Annotated in this window: 22 protein-coding genes and 1 pseudogene; 7 read left to right on the top strand and 16 right to left on the bottom strand. The window is 71.4% G+C overall.

Annotation, left to right across the window (positions count from 1 at the left end; genetic code table 11):
• Positions 1-96 precede the first annotated feature (96 nt).
• The 16 genes and pseudogenes from dprA to proS form a co-directional block, all read right to left on the bottom strand.
• Positions 97-1263, bottom strand: a complete 1167-nt coding sequence (gene dprA, locus IH48_RS0128460; protein WP_030910796.1) for a DNA-processing protein DprA — start codon at positions 1261-1263, stop codon at positions 97-99.
• Positions 1260-2873: a YifB family Mg chelatase-like AAA ATPase gene (locus IH48_RS0128455; RefSeq protein ID WP_030910794.1), complete on the bottom strand. Its 1614-nt coding sequence runs from the start codon at positions 2871-2873 to the stop codon at positions 1260-1262. Before IH48_RS0128455 ends, dprA begins: the two co-directional genes overlap by 4 nt.
• Complete coding sequence (locus tag IH48_RS0128450) at positions 2874-3251, bottom strand: YraN family protein (protein ID WP_030910791.1); 378 nt, start codon at positions 3249-3251, stop codon at positions 2874-2876.
• 115 nt (positions 3252-3366) lie between these two features.
• Positions 3367-3678: a DUF2469 domain-containing protein gene (locus tag IH48_RS0128445; RefSeq protein WP_030910788.1), complete on the bottom strand. Its 312-nt coding sequence runs from the start codon at positions 3676-3678 to the stop codon at positions 3367-3369.
• Positions 3679-3730: 52 nt separating this feature from the next.
• Entirely contained in the window at positions 3731-4219 is a 489-nt protein-coding gene (locus IH48_RS0128440) for an NUDIX hydrolase (protein ID WP_030910785.1), read from the bottom strand.
• Complete coding sequence (gene lepB, locus IH48_RS0128435; protein WP_030910782.1) at positions 4209-4967, bottom strand: signal peptidase I; 759 nt, start codon at positions 4965-4967, stop codon at positions 4209-4211. The genes IH48_RS0128440 and lepB (IH48_RS0128435) overlap by 11 nt, the downstream gene beginning before the upstream one ends.
• A gap of 54 nt (positions 4968-5021) precedes the next feature.
• Complete coding sequence (lepB, locus tag IH48_RS0128430; RefSeq protein ID WP_030910779.1) at positions 5022-5945, bottom strand: signal peptidase I; 924 nt, start codon at positions 5943-5945, stop codon at positions 5022-5024.
• Positions 5848-6964 (bottom strand): annotated as a pseudogene (lepB, locus tag IH48_RS33695) (signal peptidase I). Before lepB (IH48_RS33695) ends, lepB (IH48_RS0128430) begins: the two are co-directional and overlap by 98 nt.
• Positions 6957-7727: a signal peptidase I gene (gene lepB, locus IH48_RS0128420; protein ID WP_030910776.1), complete on the bottom strand. Its 771-nt coding sequence runs from the start codon at positions 7725-7727 to the stop codon at positions 6957-6959. Before lepB (IH48_RS0128420) ends, lepB (IH48_RS33695) begins: the two are co-directional and overlap by 8 nt.
• Before the next feature lie 40 nt (positions 7728-7767).
• Positions 7768-8118 (bottom strand): 50S ribosomal protein L19, encoded by a 351-nt coding sequence (gene rplS / locus IH48_RS0128415; RefSeq protein WP_030910773.1) that lies wholly within the window; start codon positions 8116-8118, stop codon positions 7768-7770.
• Between the two features lie 135 nt (positions 8119-8253).
• On the bottom strand, positions 8254-9075 hold the full coding sequence (trmD, locus tag IH48_RS0128410; protein WP_030910770.1) for a tRNA (guanosine(37)-N1)-methyltransferase TrmD: 822 nt from the start codon (positions 9073-9075) through the stop codon (positions 8254-8256).
• Positions 9072-9668: a ribosome maturation factor RimM gene (gene rimM, locus IH48_RS0128405; protein ID WP_030910767.1), complete on the bottom strand. Its 597-nt coding sequence runs from the start codon at positions 9666-9668 to the stop codon at positions 9072-9074. Before rimM ends, trmD begins: the two co-directional genes overlap by 4 nt.
• A gap of 78 nt (positions 9669-9746) precedes the next feature.
• Positions 9747-9986, bottom strand: coding sequence for an RNA-binding protein (locus tag IH48_RS0128400; RefSeq protein ID WP_030753580.1), 240 nt, complete (start codon positions 9984-9986; stop codon positions 9747-9749).
• A gap of 2 nt (positions 9987-9988) precedes the next feature.
• On the bottom strand, positions 9989-10429 hold the full coding sequence (rpsP, locus tag IH48_RS0128395; RefSeq protein ID WP_030910763.1) for a 30S ribosomal protein S16: 441 nt from the start codon (positions 10427-10429) through the stop codon (positions 9989-9991).
• A 205-nt stretch (positions 10430-10634) separates the two neighbouring features.
• On the bottom strand, positions 10635-11234 hold the full coding sequence (locus tag IH48_RS0128390; protein WP_030910759.1) for a hypothetical protein: 600 nt from the start codon (positions 11232-11234) through the stop codon (positions 10635-10637).
• 223 nt (positions 11235-11457) lie between these two features.
• The gene (gene proS, locus IH48_RS0128385) at positions 11458-12870 is read right to left on the bottom strand and encodes a proline--tRNA ligase (RefSeq protein WP_030910756.1); all 1413 of its coding nucleotides are present in this window, start codon (positions 12868-12870) and stop codon (positions 11458-11460) included.
• A gap of 220 nt (positions 12871-13090) precedes the next feature.
• Between proS and IH48_RS0128380 the strand changes: the two genes are divergently transcribed.
• The 7 genes from IH48_RS0128380 (at position 13091) to IH48_RS0128350 (ending at position 19523) form a co-directional block, all read left to right on the top strand.
• Positions 13091-13978: a methyltransferase domain-containing protein gene (locus IH48_RS0128380; RefSeq protein ID WP_030910753.1), complete on the top strand. Its 888-nt coding sequence runs from the start codon at positions 13091-13093 to the stop codon at positions 13976-13978.
• Positions 13979-14066: 88 nt separating this feature from the next.
• On the top strand, positions 14067-15005 hold the full coding sequence (gene yhfZ / locus IH48_RS0128375) for a GntR family transcriptional regulator YhfZ (protein ID WP_030910750.1): 939 nt from the start codon (positions 14067-14069) through the stop codon (positions 15003-15005).
• Between the two features lie 110 nt (positions 15006-15115).
• Positions 15116-15490, top strand: coding sequence for a PRD domain-containing protein (locus tag IH48_RS0128370; protein ID WP_030910746.1), 375 nt, complete (start codon positions 15116-15118; stop codon positions 15488-15490).
• A 65-nt stretch (positions 15491-15555) separates the two neighbouring features.
• Positions 15556-15912: a DUF2620 domain-containing protein gene (locus IH48_RS0128365; RefSeq protein WP_030910743.1), complete on the top strand. Its 357-nt coding sequence runs from the start codon at positions 15556-15558 to the stop codon at positions 15910-15912.
• Between the two features lie 37 nt (positions 15913-15949).
• The gene (locus tag IH48_RS0128360) at positions 15950-17371 is read left to right on the top strand and encodes a YhfT family protein (RefSeq protein WP_030910740.1); all 1422 of its coding nucleotides are present in this window, start codon (positions 15950-15952) and stop codon (positions 17369-17371) included.
• A gap of 50 nt (positions 17372-17421) precedes the next feature.
• Positions 17422-18366, top strand: coding sequence for a phosphotriesterase family protein (locus tag IH48_RS0128355; RefSeq protein ID WP_030910738.1), 945 nt, complete (start codon positions 17422-17424; stop codon positions 18364-18366).
• 5 nt (positions 18367-18371) lie between these two features.
• The gene (locus IH48_RS0128350) at positions 18372-19523 is read left to right on the top strand and encodes an aminotransferase class V-fold PLP-dependent enzyme (RefSeq protein WP_051840780.1); all 1152 of its coding nucleotides are present in this window, start codon (positions 18372-18374) and stop codon (positions 19521-19523) included.
• Positions 19524-19525 lie beyond the last annotated feature (2 nt).

Here is a 19525-nt window from a genome sequence, read left to right as displayed (position 1 = left end):
CGCGTGCGGAGCGGGGGACGGTACTGCCTTGACCGGTACGGCGGTCAGCGGCGTATGTGCGTCATTCGCCTCACCCTGTCACCCGAATGCCCCAGGTCAAGCACCACCTCGTACGCCGTCGCCGCTGCCCTGCCGTGGGGCGGCGGGACGCCATGTGTCGCTGTGTCGTTCGACAAACCCGAGCGAGTGAAGCTCGAAGAGCCTGGCGAGTGTCTCGTCGGTCGTGGCGCCTGCCTCCCGCGCCACCTCGGCCACCCGGTCGGTACCGCCTGCGGGGAGTGCTTCGAGTACGCGTGCGCAGTCGGCTCGCAGCAGGTCTCTGGGCAGGACGGGCCCGCGTTTGCCCGGGGCCAGCTCTCCCATCGCCCCGACCAGTTCGATCACCTCTTCCGCGTCGGTGACCAGGGCTCCTTCCGCCCTGAGCAGTTCGTGGACGCCGGCGGACAGGCCGCTCGTCACCGGCCCCGGCACCCCCATCGCGAGGCGGCCGAGACGCTGGGCGCAGCGGACGGTGGAGAGTGATCCGCTGCGGTACGCGGCCTCCACCACCACAGTGCCCCGGGTGAGCGCGGCGATGACGCGGTTGCGCTGCACGAAGCGGCTGCGCGTCGGATGGTCGCCCGGCGGCAATTCCCCGAGGACGAGACCTTGTTCGGCGATGCGTGCGATCAACTCGGCATGACCGCGCGGGTACACCGTGTCGACCCCGCAGGCGAGCACCGCCGCCGTGGCCCCGCCCGCGCCGAGGGCGCCGCGGTGCGCCGCGCCGTCCACCCCGTAGGCCGCCCCGGAGACCACGACCCAGCCGCGCTCCGCGAGCCCGCCGGCGAGCGTCGCGGCCATGTGCGCCCCGTACGGGGTACAGGCGCGCGCCCCGACCACGGCGACCGACCGCAGCGCCCAGAGTCTGAGGTCGGGCGCGCCGCGCACCCACAGCCCGATGGGCGCCGCCGCTCCCAGGTCGTCAAGCTGGGTCGGCCACTCCGCGTCCCCGGGGCAGAGGAACCGGCCGCCCGACCGCGCCGCCGCGGCCAGGTCGCGCTCGGGATCGGCCACCGCAGCGCGCGCACGGTAGCTGTCGAGCCGGCCGGTGCCGACGCCGGCGAGCACCGCTTCCGCCACCGCACGGTCGCGGGTGAGCAGGTCGAGCAACGCGGCGGCGCCCAGTCGACGCAGCCAGACACCCGCGATCTCGTCGCCGGGCTCGAACACGCGCGTGAGTGCGGCCCTGGCCCGCCGCTCCCCGGACGCCGCGGCCGTCACTGCCTGCCCGCCATCGCCGTGGCACCGCGCGCGACGCCCGTACGCAGTTCGAGGGCGAGCGCCACGTCGCCTTCGGCCGGACGGTCGCGGCCCGCCAGGTCGGCGATCGTCCAGGCGACCCTCAGGACGCGGTCGAGTCCGCGCGCCGTGAGCAGGCCGCGCTCCAGGTCGCCCTCTGCCGCGGCGAGCGCGCCCGGTGCCACGGGCCACCGGGTGCGCAGCTCGTGCCCGGGCACCTGGCTGTTGAGCTGCCACGCCATGCCCTCGTACCGCGCTGCCGCGCGGTCCCTCGCCTGCCGCACCCGGGCCGCGACCTCCGCCGTCGACTCGCCGCGGCGGCCCACGCCCACCAGGTCGGCACGCTGCACGGGCCGCACCTCCACCCGCAGGTCCACCCGGTCGAGCAGCGGGCCCGACAGCCGCGCCTGGTAGCGGCGGACGGCGGAGGGCGGGCATTCGCAGGCAGAGCCGCCGACGCCGTGCCTTCCGCACGGGCAGGGATTGGCCGCCAGCACCATCAGGAACCGGGCGGGCAGCCGCACCACACCCGCGCTGCGCGCCACGACCACGTGTCCCGACTCCAGCGGCTGGCGCAGCGCGTCAAGCGCGCGCCCGGAGAACTCCGGCGCCTCGTCAAGAAAAAGCACGCCGCGATGGGCGAGGGAGACGGCTCCCGGCCGCGGCAGGCCGTTGCCCCCGCCGATGAGCGCCTGCATCGTCGCGGAGTGGTGCGGGGCGCAGTAAGGCGCGGCGCGCACCAGCGGTTCCCCGGGCGGCAGGACGCCCGCGACCGAGTGCACGGCCGTGACTTCGAGGGACTCCTGTCCGGTCAGCGGCGGCAGGATGCCGGACAGCCGTTCGGCCAGCATGGTCTTGCCCGCGCCCGGCGGCCCGGAGAGCAGCAGGTGGTGCCCGCCCGCCGCGGCCACCTCGAGGGCGCCGCGCGCCGTGTCCTGGCCTGCCACGTCGGCGAGGTCGGGCCCTCCCGCGGTGCCGGTCGCGATGCCCGTGCCCACGCCGGCCCCGGGCATCGTGAGTCCGGCGAGCATCGGGTCGGGGCGCCCGCGCAGGTCCTCGCGCGGCTCATCGGGAACCGGCTCGTCGGCGAGCACCGCGATCAGCTGGGCGAGGCTGCGCACGCCCAGCACGGACACGCCCGGCACGAGGGACGCCTCGCCCGCGGTCTGCTCGGGGACGACCACCTGCCGGTAGCCCGCCTCGGCCGCCGCGATGACCGCGGGCAGCACACCGCGCACGGGCCTGACCCGGCCGTCGAGCCCCAGCTCGCCGATGAGCACCAGGTCGGCGATCGACCTGGGATCGACACGCTCCGCCGCACCGAGCACCGCCACCGCGACAGCCAGATCGAAACCGCTGCCGCTCTTGGGCACGAAGGCCGGGCTGAGCCCGACCGTGAGCTTCTTCTGCGGCCACTCCGCGCCCGCGTTGACCACCGCCGCCCTTACCCGGTCCTTGCTCTCCACCAGGCTCTTGTCAGGCAGCCCGACCAGCGTGAAGGCGGCAACTCCCGGTTCGAGATCGGCCTGGACCTCCACCACCACGCCCTCGACGCCCACCAGCGCCACCGAACATGTGCGCGCGAACCCCATTCAGGCCACCCCCCGCACGTGCTCGACGACCGGTGCGCCCCTGGCGGGCAGCACGACACTGACGAGATCGATGCGCACGCCGCCCGTGGGCGGGCTCTCGCGCCGCTCGGTCCCGCACCGCTCGACCCAGCAGCCGGCGAGCCGTCTCAGCCGATCCGCCTTGGCAGGCGTGATCGCCTCCATCGGGTGCTGGAACCCGCCGGCTCTGCGGGTCTTCACCTCGCAGACCACCAGCACGTCCGCGTCCACCGCCACGATGTCGATCTCGCCGGTCCTGCCGCACCGCCAGTTCCGCGCGAGCACGGTCATGCCCGCCGCGGCAAGCCGTCGCGCCGCGAGATCCTCTCCGTACCGCCCCAGTGCCCCCGTCGCGTTCATCTCGGTACCACCTCCATCACCGAATGTGACGGATGGCACGGGCCGATGGGGCGCCGGTCGGAGATCTGTGGACAATTCCGGGATTGTGGACAACCCGGCCACTCGGCCGGGTGACTCAGCCGCTGGGGAGCTCCAGGTCGTCGTTCTTGTTGAGCTCCTCGATGTTCACGTCCTTGAACGTCAGGACGCGCACCTGCTTGACGAACCTGGCAGGCCTGTACATGTCCCAGACCCACGCGTCCGCCATCGTGACCTCGAAGAAGACCTCGCCCTGGACGGAGTGCACCTGCATCTCGTAGTCGTTGGTGAGGTAGAAACGACGCTCGGTCTCGATCACGTATTTGAACAGCCCGACGACGTCTCGGTACTCCCGGTAGAGCTTCAGCTCCATCTCGGTCTCGTACTTCTCGAGGTCCTCGGCGCTCATGGCATCCCCTTCAGCCGTTCGTCCCCCCATTGTGCTCCGGCAGGGAGGACCGCTAGGCGATTTCCGTGTCGAGCGTCACCGGAGTACCCGGGGGACCCTCGTCGAGCAGCCTGCGCAGCAGCCCGGCGAGCCTGGTCGGATACACCGTCTCACGCGTCGCCTCCAGCTCCGCGCAGGTCCACCAGCGCAGCCCTCCGACGCTGCGTAGCTCCAGTTCCGTCAGGCCGGACGGCGCGGCCGCCGTCTGCTCCGTACGGCCGAGGAAGTACCACTCGTCCTGGTCCCAGCGCCGCCCGTCGAAGGGGAACGAGCAGATCCGGCGCCACAGCACGGGCCCGATGTCGACGCGTGTGATCCCCGTCTCCTCCGCGAGTTCGCGGCGCGCGGCCTCCTCGCGGCTCTCGCCGCCCTCGAGACCGCCGCCCGGCGTGAACCACCAGGTGTCCGAGGGGTCATCCGGTTCGTGCCCGTGCATCAGCAGGATGCGGTCCTCGGGATCGAGCAGGACCACCCGGGCCACCCGGCGAAGGTCACCGGGCACCGGCGGTCTCCCCGGAGCGCGCCGTGGCCTGCCGCGGCCGCTCGCGACGGGCCAGCAACGGGCCGAGCGCGGCGCCCACGAAGATCAGTACCGCACCGGCGACCACGGCCACGAGCATCACCCGCAGCGGGCCCGGGCTCGACACGCCGCCCGGAAGGGCCGCGAACACGTGGGGGCGGGCGATCATGCTCGCGGGCGGCCAGGCGATCGCGTCGACCCTCGCCCGTACCTCGGAGCGCGGCACCGCGCCCTTCTGCTTGTCCTGGAGGTGGACGCGGGAGTCGAGCGACGTGGTGCGCTCGTCACCCAGCATGAAGAGCTCTCCCGAGGGGACCTTGGCGGAGTAGTTCTCGGTCGAGGCGCGCCCGCCGGGGGTCTTGTCGATGTAGGGCTCGGCCAGCGGCTTCCCGTCGACACTCATCCTGCCCTGCTTGTCGCAGCAGGCGACGGTGTCCCCGCCGACGGCCACGACCCGCTTGACCATCGGCAGATCACCCCACTCGGGGTCCTTGAAGACCACGACGTCGCCGCGGTGCGCGTCGGCGCCGGATATGCGCTGGGCGAGCACCTTGTCGCCGGCGTGGACCGTCGGGGTCATGGACCCGGTCGGCACCGTGTAGGGCTGGTACTCGATGGCGCCCCACGCGAACCCGCCGAGGAAGAGCACACAGCCGACGGCCACGAGCAGCCCCGACAGCCTGCTGCCGAGGCGGCCACGGCCGTCCTTCGTCCGTCCTGCGCGGCTCATCCGGGCACGCCTCCGATCGGGGGTGATCCCCGGCCCTCGGGGATCGGGAGCACCCTACCCGGCGGTACGGGAGCGGGTGCGGCGCCTCCTACGCCACAGCACGAGCGGTACGGCACCCGCAAGACCGGCGGCGGCAGGCGCGCCCGAGGTGGCCGCCGCGGCGAGTCCTTGCTGGTCGAAGGTGCTGGGGACGCCGAGGAAGTCCCAGCGGTTCACCGGCCAGGCCACCGAGAACGCGCGCCCGACGACCTCATTTGTGGAGACGGTGCCGTTTCCGGGGAGGTTCTGGTGGTAGCGGGAGTCGCTGGAGTCCTGGCGGTGGTCGCCCATGACCCAGATACGGCCCTTCGGGATCTTGATCGGGCCGAACGGCATGTCGTCGCAGGGGGTGTTGCCGGGGTAGATGTAGTTCTTCTCGTTCAGCGCGTGGCCGTTGACCATGACCTTGCCGCCCTTCTTGCACGACACGGTGTCGCCACCCACGGCAATGACGCGCTTGATCAGGTCTTTCTCCTGGGCCGACGGCATGAGTCCGATGAAGCTCAGGCCCTTCTGCAGCACGTTCTGCTGCGGGGTCGGCTCCCCTGCGAGCCAGCCGCCCGGGTCGTGGAAGACGACGACCTCGCCGCGCTGGGGCTCCGCGCCGAACCACGGCGTGAGCTTGTCCACCAGCACCCGGTCGCCGACCTGCAGGGTGTCCTGCATCGACTGCGAAGGGATCGAGAACGCCTGGACGAGGAAGGTCTTGATCACCAGGGCGAGCGCGAGGGCGATGATGACCAGCAGCGGCAGCTCCTTCCAGAAGGAGCGCTGCTGCTTCGGCTGCCGGTTCTTCGCCCTGCGGCCACCGTGGCTGTGCTTCTCACCGTCGTCCATCACTTCACCAGGCACTTCGTCGGTCACGGCTTCGGACGACGCGGCGATCTGCTCGCGGCCCTCCTCGGGACCCTCGTGCCCGGACCGTGCGCCGAACGCCACATCCCCCACATCCACTCCTTCACCTCGTGCGAATCCGTCGGATCCGAATTCACCGTGTATGGGCCCACTGGGCGCGAGTCCACTGCTTGCGGGCGCCTGCTCCGTGGTCGGAACAGCGCCACCACTCCCATAACGAGCGGAAGTTCCGCAGGACCCGGGGGTGCGGGCAGTCCGTTTCGGTTCCGGTAAGCCACAGTAGGGGACTCACCTGTGGCGAGAGCGTGAGTGCCGCCGGGGTCCGGAACCCCGCGGAAGGTCGCCGGTTCGTCGAGTTTCCGCCAGTGCCCCACGGGCCAGGCGATCACGACGGCACGGCCGACGACGTCGGAGAGCGGCACTGTTCCGCGGAATTCCTCGTGGAGATGGAATCGGGAGTCGGCGGAAACGGCCCGGTGGTCACCGAGGAAAAAGAGCCGCCCCTTGGGCACTTTCACCTCGAACGACATCGTCGAGGGCGCGTTGCCCGGGTAAAGATACGGTTCGTCGAGCGGCTTTCCGTTGACGGTGACTTTGCCGTTCTTGTTGCAACATTTGACGGTGTCACCGCCGACCCCGACGACCCTCTTGATCAGATCCCGGTCGTCGGCGGACGGCAGCAGGCCGATGAAGGTCAGCGCCTCCTTGATCTGCTTGACGACAGGCGGCGAGGTGTCGGGCGCCTGCTTCTCGCCCGCCAGCCAGTCGTTCGGGTCCTTGAAGACGACGACGTCGCCGCGGGACGGCTCGGCGCCGAACCAGGGGGTGAGCTTGTCGACGAGCACCCGGTCGCCGATGCGGATCGTGTTCTCCATCGAACCCGACGGGATCACGAACGCCTGGAGGAGGAACGTCTTCAGGACGAGCGCGATCACCAGCGCGACCAGGATGAGCAGGGGTATCTCCGTGACCGCGGACCTGCGCCTGCGCCGTTTCACCCTGCGCGCGAGCCTGCGCCGGTCGGCGCGGCCCCGGAGCGCGTACGCGCCGTCCCCCGGCGCTCCGGCGCCGCCGTGGCCGGCCGGTCTGCCGCGTCTACCCATGCGGCCCGCCGGCTGCCGGCACGCCGGCGAACGCGCTCCCCGCGCCGCGTACCGCGGACCAGTCGCGGATCGGCCAGCCGATCCACTGCGCCTTGCCGATGACCTTGTCCACGGGCACCATCCCGCCCCCGGGGTCGCCGAGGTGGCCGCGTGAGTCGCGCGAGTCGGCGCGGTGGTCGCCGAGGACGAACAGGGTGCCGTCGGGGACCACGATGTCGAAGGGGACGTTCGAGGGCTTGTTTCCCGGATGCACGTACCGCTCCGTCACAGGCCGCCCGTTCACCTCGATCCTGCCCTTCTTGCCGCAGCAGACCACGTGATCGCCTCCCACGCCCACGACGCGTTTGACATAGTCCGTGTCCGGCGGCGCGGCGAGGCCGAGTGCCGCGGCCACTCCGTGCAGCAGCCCGAGGACCGGGTTCGTGCTCGGGGGCTCCTGCACGAACGACCCGGTGCCGTCGAACACCACGACGTCGCCCCGGCGCGGTTCGTCACCGAAGCGGTATGCCAACTTGTCGACGAGGAGACGGTCGCCGATCTTGAGCGTCGGTTCCATCGAACCGCTCGGGATGAGGAACGGCTGCATCACGAAGTGGCTGAGCAGCAGGACGACCACGACGCAGGCGGCCCCCGTCCAGAGCACGCCGCGCCAGGTGAGGACCCGCCCGGCCGCGGAACGCACGGAGCGCGGCCCCTCTTCCCCGTCCCCCGTGCGGGGGGAGGCAGAGGGGCCGCGCTCGGTGTCGTACGCGTTGCTGTCCATCGGGCCCTGAGTTTATCGGGCCCTGCTGTGGACCCCGACGTCAGTTGTCCCGCTTCTCCTTGATCTTCGCGGCCTTGCCGCGCAGCTCACGGAGGTAGTAGAGCTTGGCACGGCGGACGTCGCCGCGGCTGACCAGCTCGATCTTCTCGAAGATCGGGCTGTGCACGGGGAAGGTGCGCTCGACGCCGACCGAGAAGGACACCTTGCGTACGGTGAAGGTCTCGCGGACACCCGAGCCCTGGCGGCGGATGACGACGCCCTTGAACTGCTGGATGCGAGAGCGGTTGCCCTCGATGACGCGGACGTGGACGTTGACCGTGTCACCCGGCCGGAAGGCGGGGAGGTCGGTCCGCAGCGAAGCGGAGTCGACGCTGTCGAGCAGGCTGGACATGGAGTTCTGCTTCCTCGCCGATGCCACAGGTCATCAGCGGAATGTCGTGGTACGGATCGTGTGGGTGCGCCGATCGCGTCGGGCGGGCGTCGTTCCCCCTGTGGCAGGGGCGCGCGCCGGACGTACGGCAGCGGCCTATTGTTCCACGGCCGGTGGCCTGCGCCAAAATCGCCCACCGGGCTCGGGAGCCCAGCCGAGGATGGAGAGCGTCTCCCGGTCCTTCTTGTCGAAGGCGGCGGCGTCGCGGCGCTCGATCAGATCGGGCCGGTTGCGGGCGGTCCTGTGCAGTGCCTCGTCCCTGCGCCACCGGGCGACCTTGCCGTGGTGGCCGCTCAGGAGCACGTCGGGCACGCCTCTGCCGCGCCATTCGGGCGGCTTGGTGAAGACGGGGCCCTCCAGCAGGTCGGCCATGGCGCCGGGGGCGAAGGAGTCGTCGCGGTGCGACTGGGCGTTGCCGAGGACGCCGGGCAGCAGCCTGGCGACCGCCTCCGTGATCACGAGGACCGCCGCCTCGCCCCCGGCCAGGACGTAGTCGCCGATGGACACCTCGTGGACCGGCATCCGTGTCGCGTACTCGGCGGCGACCCGTCCGTCGATGCCCTCGTAGCGGGCGGGCGTGAAGATCAGCCACGGACGTTCCGACAGCTCGACGGCGAGCTCCTGGGTGAACGGCCGGCCGCTCGGCGTCGGCACGACGAGCACGGGGTCGTGGGCGCCCTCCTCGTAGCCGCGCGCCAGGACGTCGTCGAGCGCCTCGCCCCACGGTCCCGTCTTCATCACCATGCCGGGGCCGCCGCCGTACGGGGTGTCGTCGACGGTGTTGTGACGGTCGTACGCCCACCGGCGCAGGTCGTGCACCTCGACGGAGAGCAGGCCGCTCGCGCGGGCCTTGCCGACGAGCGAGACGTGCAGCGGTTCGAGGTACTCGGGGAAGATCGTGACGACGTCGAGCCTCATCGGGCGCCGTCCTCGCGCCCCGGTTCCGATGCCGCGGTGCGCTCGCCGTGTGCGTCGTCGCCGGCCGAGGCCGTCTCGGCCCGAGCGGGGTCGAGCAGTCCGGCGGGCGGGTCGACGACGGCCCGCTGCTCCGCCAGGTTGACCTCGGTGACGATGTCGCCGACGAACGGGATCATGATCTCGCTGCCGTCGGGCCGCTCGACGATGAACAGGTCCTGCGAGGGCAGGTGGGAGATCTCCGTGATGCGGCCGATCTCCGTGCCGTCGGCGAGGACGACGTCCAGGTCCATCAGTTGATGGTCGTAGTACTCGTCCGGGTCGTCGGGCATTTCTTCGGGATCGACCTCGGCGATGAGCAGGACGTTGCGCAGCGCTTCGGCGCCACCGCGGTCCGCGACGCCCTCGAAGCGCAGCAGCAGCCTGCCGCTGTGCACCCGCCCCGTCGCGATGGTCAGCGGTCCCGAGGCGGCGGGATCCGTGGCCAGGACGGCGCCGGGGCCGAGCCTGAGCTCCGGCTCGTCCGTCCGCACCTCGACGGTGACCTCGCCGCGCACACCGTGTGCGCGGCCGATCCGGGCAACTACCAACTGCACTGCGTGTGCCTCTCCTGATGAAACGGCACGGACCGGGGAGGACTGTGCCTCCCCGGTCCGTGCCGGTGTTCCACTGCGTCAGCGCACCTGGTCCACGTCGACGAGGTCGACGCGGATGCCCCGGCCGCCGATGGCGCCCACGACCGTGCGCAGCGCACGCGCGGTGCGGCCGTTGCGGCCGATCACCTTGCCGAGGTCGTCGGGGTGCACCCGCACCTCGAGCACGCGCCCGCGGCGCAGGTTGCGTGACGCGACGCGCACGTCGTCCGGATTGTCGACGATGCCCTTCACGAGGTGCTCGAGAGCCTCCTCGAGCATGCTCAGGCCTCGGTCGGCTCGGCGGCGGCCGAGGATTCGGCGTCGTCGGCCTTCTTCTCGGCCTTCTTCGACTTCTGGGTGATCGCCTCGCCCTTGGGCTCGTCACCGGCAGCCTTCGAGGCGGCCTCGAACAGCCCGCTGCGGTCGGCCTTCGGCTCCGGCTGCTTCAGCGGCTCGGGGGCGGGGAGGCCCTTGTGCGCCTGCCAGTCACCGGTCAGCTTGAGGATCGCCATGACAGGCTCGGTGGGCTGGGCGCCCACGGAGAGCCAGTACCGCGCGCGCTCCGAGTTCACCTGGATGCGCGAGGGGTTCTCGATCGGGTGGTACAGGCCGATCTCCTCGATGGCCCGGCCGTCACGGCGGGTACGGGAGTCGGCGACGATGATGCGGTAGTGAGGCGAACGGATCTTGCCCAGACGCTTCAGCTTGATCTTGACTGCCACGGGAGTGGTGTCTCCTGGTCTTGACGTGATGGGCCACAGCGGTGTGCCACGTGGGGTTGTGGTACCCGATCTGCCCGATGGACGCGTCAGCCGGAGGAGAGAGGGGTCCTGTGCGACTGTCGAGTACAGCCAGCCATTGTGCCACACGTACGGAGCAGGCCGCGCCGCCGGTCCCGCCGCCGGGGCCCGCGGTCGCGGCCCACTGTCAGCTCGCGGCCGCCACGATCTCCTGCTCCGGGATCCGGAACGGCTTGCCGCAGCCGCCGCAGACGATCGGCGCCTGGGCGAGGACCGACGGCACCACGCGTACGTTGCGCCCGCAGTCGCAGACGGCCTTGACGCGCACGCCGCCACCGGACGAGCCGTGCCGCGCGGCGGGGCCCCGGAAACTTCGCTTGGTGTCGGCGGCGGTCGCGACGGTGTGCGCCTTCAGGGCGCGCTGCAACCGCTCCATGGTGGGCCGGTAGCGCCGCTTCGCCTCGGGGCTGAGCTCGACCAGCGAGAAGCCGCTGCTCGCGTGCGGCTCGTCCGGATGGTCGAGGCCCATCTCCTCCGCGATCGCGAGGAAACGGCGGTTGTGGTAGCGGCCGGCACGCGAGGTGTCACGCACCCCTCGCGCGGCGGCGATACCGTGGACCGCTTCGTGAAGCAGCCGTTCGAAGGAGAGTTCGGCGCCGCAGGCGGACGAGGACTCTCCGATCAGGGACTCTGGCGCGGCGAGATCCGGCAGCTCGGGGTGGTACCGCTGAATGTCGGCCCACGCCTGCGCCAGCTCTGCGGCGAGAACAGTTGGTGTCGTGCTCACGTCGTGTACAACGATCAGAATCGCCGCCGGGTTCCATTACGGGGCATCCCAATTAATTTGCCCGTACCCGTCAGTTGCGATTGATGCGCCCCGACGAGGGCAGGTGCGTCGAACTGTGGATAACTCTCACAGCTCACACCAAGGTGGTACGTAGCGCCCTGTACGCAAGTGCGCGTAGCCGATCTACGTACCACCCCGGACGCACGCCGCTGACCTCGGAAGCTCAGTAGGCGCGTGCGACGAGTGCGATCGTGCCGGGCGCGTCCTCGGACTCGGGCACCGATCCGTCCTCGGCGACCAGGCACCGTACGGTCACGCCCTGCTCGGCCAGCTTCGCCTCGCCGGCGTCCCCGAGAGCCGCCCAGGGGATGCGGCCCCAGCCCGTCGCGGCCGCCTCGACGGCCTCGTCCACCGACGTCACGTCCGCCGTGCGCGACTCGCGGCGCTCCCTGGACTCGCGCAGCAGCAGCGCCTGGTCCTCCTCCAGGATCCCGGGCACGACCTCGGGCACCGCGTCGAGGGCCACCGGCTCCTTGCCGCCCGCGATCCTGCGGGCCAGCACCGCCGTGCCCGCGGCCACGTCACGGGGGCCGATCTCGACGCGCAGCGGAACGCCCTTGAGCTCCCAGTCGACCGCACGGCGCCCGAACGGGGTGTCCGTACGGTCGTCGACCTGGACGCGCACGCCGGCCTCCTTGAGTCGGGCGGCCAGCTTCCGCGCGGCGTCGAGAGCGGCCTCGTCCTCCTTGATGACGACCACGACGACCTGCGTGGCGGCGAGCCGGGGCGGCACCCGCAGGCCGTTGTCGTCGCCGTGCATCATCACGAGCGCGCCGATCATGCGGGTCGTCGAGCCCCAGGACGTCTGCCAGACGTACTCCTGGGTGCTGTCCTTGGACAGGTACTGGGTGTGGAAGGCCTTGGCGAAGTTCTGGCCGAGCTCGTGGCTCGTGGCCACCTGGAGGGCCTTCCCGTCGCCCATCATGGCTTCGAGGGTGAGCGTGTTGAGGGCTCCGGCGAAACGCTCACGCGCCGTCTTGCGGCCGGGAACGGTGTCCATGGCGAGCACGTTCTCCATGAACTCGCCGTAGACGTTCCGGTGGATGTGCGCGGCGAAGTCCCTGGCGTCCTCGTACGTGGCGTGCGCCGTGTGGCCCTCCTGCCAGAGGAACTCGGTGGTCCGCAGGAAGACGCGGGGCCGCAGCTCCCAGCGCACGACGTTGGCCCACTGGTTGATCAGCAGCGGCAGGTCGCGGTAGCTCTGCACCCACTTCGAGAAGTACTCGTTGATGATCGTCTCCGAGGTGGGGCGGACGACGACCGGTTCCTCGAGCTCCTTGCCGCCACCGTGGGTGACGACGGCGAGTTCGGGGGCGAAGCCCTCGACGTGCTCCGCCTCCCTCGTCAGATAGGACTGCGGGATGAAGAGGGGGAAGTAGGCGTTGGAGACGCCCGCGTCCTTGATGCGCGCGTCCATCTCGGACTGCATCCGCTCCCAGAGGCCGTACCCGTATGGCCTAATCACCATCGTGCCGCGCACGGGGCCGTTGTCGGCCAGCTCGGCCTTGTTGATCAGATCCTGGTACCAGCGGGGAAAATCGTCCGCCCGCGGCGTGAGTACGGGTGCCTTTGCCATGGCGGGCATCGTACGGCGGGGGCGTGACGAAGCGGGAATCGGGCCGACGCCGGCCCGCGGTCCCGGGAGAACGCCGCGGACACGAACAGTTTACGTGTCCCCCACTGGACGCGGCGGACGATGCGCAGTTCCCTGGCATACGGGGGATGTGGGTGCGCAGGCACACAGAGCGTTGCCCGGCAGGGCACTACCGACCTCTCGGCGGATTGGGGCGCTATCCATGACACGCACGCTCGTCGACGACCACAGGCCGCACCGGGACGAGACCGGGAGGAGGGCCCCCGCCGCCTCCGCGGTGAACGACGTGAGTCCGCGCGCCAGGGACTGGGCCGAGATCCAGGAACGGATGCTGGTGCCCCTCTACGAAGCGGTCTACGAGCGGCTGGAGGTCCGTGAGGGCACGAGGCTGCTCGCCCTCGGCTGCGGCTCGGGGCTCTCGCTGCTCATGGCGGCGACACTGGGCGCCCAGGTGACCGGGGTCGACTCGGACCGGGAGCTGCTGGCACTGGCGGACGAGCGACTGCACACGGAACCGGCCCCCGCGGGGCGTGGCGCGGCGGCAGGGCCGGGAAGGCTCCTGCCCGCAGAGCGCATGGGCGACGCGTCGGGTCCTGGCCGCGAGCCCTACGACGTCGTCACCGCCTTCCGGCCGGTCGGACCGGTGGCGGGGGACACGAGGAGCCCCGGGCCCGCGCTGCGCGGAGCGGTACCGCTGGCCCGGCGCGGTGCGCCCGTCGTGCTGGCGGGCTGGGGCCCGCCCGAGCGCTGTGCCAGCGCCGGGGTGCTCGGCGTGGCGGGGCGGCTGACCGACCGGCTGCGCAAGGGGACCTGGCGGCCCGCGCACCGGGACGACCTGGAGGACGTGGCGGCACGCGCCGGCCTGCGTCCCGACGGCTCGGGCAGGGTGGCCTGCCCGTTCGGCTACGCGGACATGGCGAGCGCCGTGCGCGGGATGCTCTCGACCGGGGTGTTCGACGGCGCGGTGCGGGCCACGGACAGGCGCCAGGTGGAGAAGGAGATAGGGGAGGCGCTCCACCCGCACCTGCGCAAGGACGGCACGGTCTGGATGCCGAACGTCTTCCGTTACCTGATCGCCCGGGTGCCCTGAGCCCTGGCAGGTCCGCGGCCTTCGCACCTTCGAGCGTTCCCCCGAAAGAGTTCTTGTCAGTATCCGGGATTCTGGTTACTGTTGCCGTGTGACCGGACTTGACGAGCGTTTCCTGACGCGCAACGGCCTCGCTGCGCGCCGGCTCGCGGTTCTCCTGCTGAACCACGAGCCGGACACGAGGCTGCCGCGCGTGCGCGATTTCGCCGAGGAACTGGGCGTGGGAAACGGGACCGTGCAGGCCGCGTTGCAGCTGCTGGAACACGCCGAGGCCATCGAGACCACGGCCCGGGGCCACCTGGGCACGTTCCTCGTGCGCTCGGACAGGTCGATACTGTGGCGCCTGTCCGGTCTCGGCACCCTGCTCGCCGCGATGCCGCTGCCCTACTCGCGCCGCTACGAGGGGCTCGCGACCGGGCTGCGCAGCGCCTTCGAGGAGGCCGGCGCACCGTTCGCGATCACCTTCATGCGAGGCGCGGGGGCGCGGACCACCGCGCTGCTCGACGGCAAGGTCGACCTGGTGGTGCTGTCCCGGTTCGCAGCGGACCGGCTGGTCGAGGAGCACCCGGTGGAGCTGGTCGCCGACCTGGGGCCCGCCACGTACGTCGGGGCGCACGGCCTGCTGCTGCGTCACGGTCTCGATGCCGATATGTCAGGACTCAGAGTGGCCGTCGACCACGCGTCGGAGGACCAGCGCCTGCTGGCCGAGCGGGTGTTCGGCGACCGTGCCGACATCACCTGGGTCGAGGCTTCTTACATGCAGCTGGGCGAGTTGTTCCAGCACGGCGGGGCCGACGCCACGGTGTGGAATCTGGACGAGGCGCTGGACAGGCTCGGCCCGGGGGTGGATGTACTGCCGCTCGGCGACGAGGTCACGCGCGACCTCGCGCTGCGCAACTCCAGCGCCGCGCTCATAGGAAGGACCGACGAGGCGAAGGCGATGTCCGCGGTGCGGGAGGCCCTCGACCTCGCGCTGATCACCAACTGCCAGACCGAAGTGCTCAACGGCGAACGGGCACCCTGGTACTGACGGGCGGGTGCCGCACCCGCGCGGGCTGCTCGGTCCCACGGGCGGCCGGGCGGACCGTAAGGTCAGAATACAAAATACTGGTTACTGATTATTGTTGGAGGAGGAACCCCATGGACGACCAGCTCGCCCTCCGCATCAAGCTGTTCCGCGAGAGCGGACAGGTGCGTCCCGAGGTGGCCGCTTTCGTCTCGGACGAACTCGCGGCCCTGTCCGAGCAGGGGCACACCGTCACCGAGGACACGGCGGGCATGCTCACAAGCCATCTGATGATGGCGCTCACCCGCCTGCTGGACGGCGAGCCGATCTCCGCCTTCACCACCGACGACCAGGTCGCCGCCGAGCTCGCCGGGCACCCCGAGGCCGTGGCCAGAGCCCGGGAGGTCGCCGGCCGCGCCGAGCGCGAGCTCGGCGCGGCCCTGCCCGACTCCGAGGTCAACTTCCTCGCGCTGCATCTGGCGGTGCTCGCCCAGCACTCCCCCGCCTGATCCTCCCGGGGGAGCCCGACCGTCCCGTTCCCGACCACCCGCGCGACCAGAGAAGGAATCCAGCCATGACGAAGATCCTCACAGGCGGCGTCGGCAAGACCGAGGTCGCGAAGACCATCTCGGACCTCGGCATCGACACCCTGACCGTCACGGTCTCCAGCGACATGGATGCCGCGATGAAGCTGCGCGGCCGGCAGGCCGACTACTACCTCGGCACGTGCCACACCGGCGCGGGCGCCTCGCTCGGCGTCCTCGTCGGCCTGGTCGGGGCAGTGAAGTGCCACACGTTCGGCCGCTCCGTGCCGACCGAGGAGGAGGTCTCCGCGCTGCTCGCCGAAGGCAAGATCGTCTTCGGCTTCGCCATCGACCAGATCGACGTCATCGCCCCGGTCATGGCCCGCGCCATCGCGGCGCGGGGCTGACCGCCCAGGACACGACCGGGCACAAAGGAGTGACCCCGTGAGCACAGTGCTCGCAGCGAGCGCCCATCTGGACTTCTCGCTGACCCAGAAACTGATCGTCATCGTGCTGGCCGCGCTGACCGCGCTCGTCTCGCACATGGCGCTGGCCGTCTTCAACGACGGCACCCGCCCGTTCATGCTGGAGTTCATCCAGGGCCGCGCCACGCGCGCGGCGACCGCGGCGGTGGCCTTCGGGCTCTCGGCGGGGTTCATCTTCGGACTGGGCGCTCCGATGGCCCTGTCGTCCGGTGTGCTCAACCCGTGGCTGCTCTTCCTGCCCACCGACATCCTGGGCATCCTCGCGATCCGCAAATGGCTCGCGGTGGTGCTCGGCGGCGCCTGGGGCGCGCTGGTGGTCTTCGGGCTGAACGGCGCCAACGACGTGGCCCACAAGCTGCCCGTGGACTTCCTGACCGCGATGCAGCAGATGTCCACGCCGATCCTGTTCCTCTTCACGCTCTTCCCCGTGCTCGCGGTCGCCAAGCAGTTCGGCAAGGCGCGCGGCGCCATCACGGGCGTCGTGGAACTGGCCCTGGTCATCATGACGATGAAGCTGTGGCCGAACATCTTCGCCGGGTCGCTCGCCATGGCGGCGGGCGTGCTGATGCTGATCGGCTTCGCCGTACGCAAGGACCTGCTGCAGCGCAGGGCCGACCGCGCCACTGAGGCGGAGGCAGCAGCGGCCGCCGGCCCCGCGGCGGACGGATCGGGGGGCGGCGGCACCGCACTCGCGCAGACGGGCTCCGGCGGCACGGACGTGCCCGAAGAGGTACTCGAGGACCCGATGGCGTCCCTGTTCAGCGCGAGCGCGGCCAGGCTGCGCAAGCATCTGCCGCTGTTCATGCTGCTGGGCGCCGGCGTCTGCCTTATCGCGCGGATGCACATATTCGGCGGCGGCGAGGCCACCAGCTTCCTCATCGCCAAGGGACACATCAGCGAGGCGGCCCAGGTCGACTTCTACCGGGTCTTCGGGTTCATCCCGCTGATCGCGACGACGGCGCTGGCATCGGGCACCTACGGGATCGCCGGCCTGACGCTCGTCTACCCCATCGGCTACCTGATGCCGAACCCCGTCCTGGCGGCCGTGGCCGGCGCCGTGGTGATGGCCCTGGAGATCCTCGGCCTCTCCTCCATCGGCAAGGTCCTCGGCAAGCTCCCGAGTGTCCGCGACTCCTCCGAGCACCTGCGCAGCGCCATTACGGACACGCTGCAACTGGCCATCCTCTTCGGCTCACTGCTTGCCGCGAACGTGATGGGCGGTGGGCTCGGCATCCTCATCGTCGGAGGGCTCTACCTCGTCAACGAGGCGATGGGCCGCCCCGTGGTGCGGATGGCGGCGGCGCCCGCGGCGGTCATCGTCGGCGGCATCCTCCTCAACGTCCTGTACTGGCTTGATCTGTTCACTCCGGTGAAGGGCTGACCCGTCCCCGCAATCGAGAGGGCCCCACGGCCCGGAAAGGCACCCGCGCCATGCAGCACCATCTGCGCACCGTCGCCGGGCCGCTGGACGTCTCGGGGATCCGGGGGCCACTGCTCGCCCATGAGCACCTGGTCCTCGACCTCGACCACACGGGCGACCGGTCGGCTGTGCTCGACCCGGTCGCGCACGCACCCGCCGTCGCCGAGGAGCTGTCGGCGCTGCGCGCCGACTTCGGCCTCAGCGCCGTCGTCGAGCTGACGTGCCGGGGCATGGGCCGAGATCCGCGCACGCTGGCGCGGATCTCGGCGGACTCCGGCGTTGCGGTCGTCTCGGCGACCGGCTGGTACTACGAGCCGTTCCATCCGGCGGAGGTCGGCGCCTCGGGCACCGCCGGGCTCACCGACACCCTCGTCCAGGAGATCGAGCACGGCATCGGCACCACCGGTGTCCTGCCCGGTGTCATCGGCGAGGTCGGCAGCCACGGCGACGTGCCGAGCCCCGAGGAGAAACGGGTGCTCACCGCGTCCGCACGGGCGGCCGCAGCCACCGGCCTGTCGCTGGCGACCCACGCCCAGCTCGGCCGGGGCGGCCCGGCCCAATTGGACATCCTCACCGCGGCCGGGCTGCCGCCGCACCGGGTCTCGATCGGCCACCAGGACCTGCTGGACGACCCGGCCACGCACCGGGCGCTCGCCGCGCAGGGCGCGTACGTCGCGTTCGACACCGTCGGAAAATCGGGCTACCAGAGCGACGACACCCGGCTGCGGCTGCTGCTCGACCTGCTGGACGCGGGCCACGCTGACCGGGCGCTGCTCAGCTGCGACATCTCGCGCCACGGCTACCTGGCGTCCGAGGGCGGGCAGGGCTACGGGCACCTGTTCGGCTCGTTCCTGCCCAAGGCGCGCGCCGCAGGCCTGGACGACGACCTCGTGGACCTCATCACGCGCCGCAACCCCCTGCGCTTCCTCACCGGCGCAGACGTCGAGGAGATCTGACTGACATGCCGCACGGCACACCCCCCACACCACCCGCACCGGACACCCCCGAGACCCACGTGCGGCTGCCGGAGACCCACCCGCTGCCGACGGTGGCGCTTCAAGACGCGCTCCGCACGCAGTTCCGGCTGCTGGAGCGGACAGCGGCCCACTTCGAGGGGCCGCAGCTGTTCGAGGCGGACGCCGGCGTCGTGCCGGGACTCGGCCGGCCGCGGACGACCGCGCGTGTCGAGGCCGTCCTGGCCGAGTTCCTCGGCGCCGAGGACGCGGCGCTCGTGCAGGGGGCGGGCACCGGCGCCATCCGGGCCGCACTGCAGGCCGCCGTCGGCCCGGGCGAGCCGCTGCTCATCCACCGGGCACCGGTCTACCGCACCACCGCCGTCACGCTGCGCGGGCTCGGCATCCGCACGGTCGAGGTGGACTTCAACGACGCGGCGGCGCTCGAAGCCGCCCTGGCGACCGGCGAGTTCCGCTGGGCCTACGTGCAGCACAGCCGCCAGCGCCTGACGGACGCGTACGATCCGGCGGCGGTGCTGGCCGCCTGTTCGGCCGCCGGGGTGCGGACGATCGTGGACGACAATTACGCCGTGCTGCGCGTGCCCGCGTCGGGAGTCGAGCTGGGAGCGGAGGCGTCCTGCTTCTCGCTGTTCAAGCTGCACGGCCCCGAAGGAGTCGGCGCCGTCGTGGGTTCGGGCGAGCTGATCGGCCGGATCCGTGCCGACAACTACTCGGGGGGCGGGCAGGTACAGGGCCATCAGGCGCTCGACGCCCTGCGCGCGCTCACGCACGTGCCCGTCATGTGGGCCGTGCAGTCGGAGGTCGGCGCCGAGGTCGCCGACCGGCTGGCCGCGGGCGAGGTCCCCGGCGTCGCTGACGTCCGCCTGGCCAACGTCCAGGACCGCTGCCTGATCGTCCTCCTCGACCGTCCCGTCGCACGTGAACTGCCCGCCGTCGCGGCCCGGCACGGGGCCGCCCCCTACCCCGTGGGCTCGAACTCGCGCTACGAGATCGCGCCGCTCGTCTACCGCATGTCCAGCTCGTCCCTCGACGACGCTCCCGAACTCGCCGACTGGGCCGTACGGATCAACCCGATGAGGGCCGGCGCGGACCTCGTGATCGAGATCGTTCGCCGCTGTCTGCACGACCTGAAGGGCTGACC

The organism is Streptomyces sp. NRRL F-5126 (genome assembly GCF_000721265.1).
Taxonomy (GTDB): domain Bacteria; phylum Actinomycetota; class Actinomycetes; order Streptomycetales; family Streptomycetaceae; genus Streptomyces.
The sequence above is the reverse complement of the archived record's forward strand: the minus strand, read 5'-3'. Positions and strand labels throughout refer to the sequence as shown.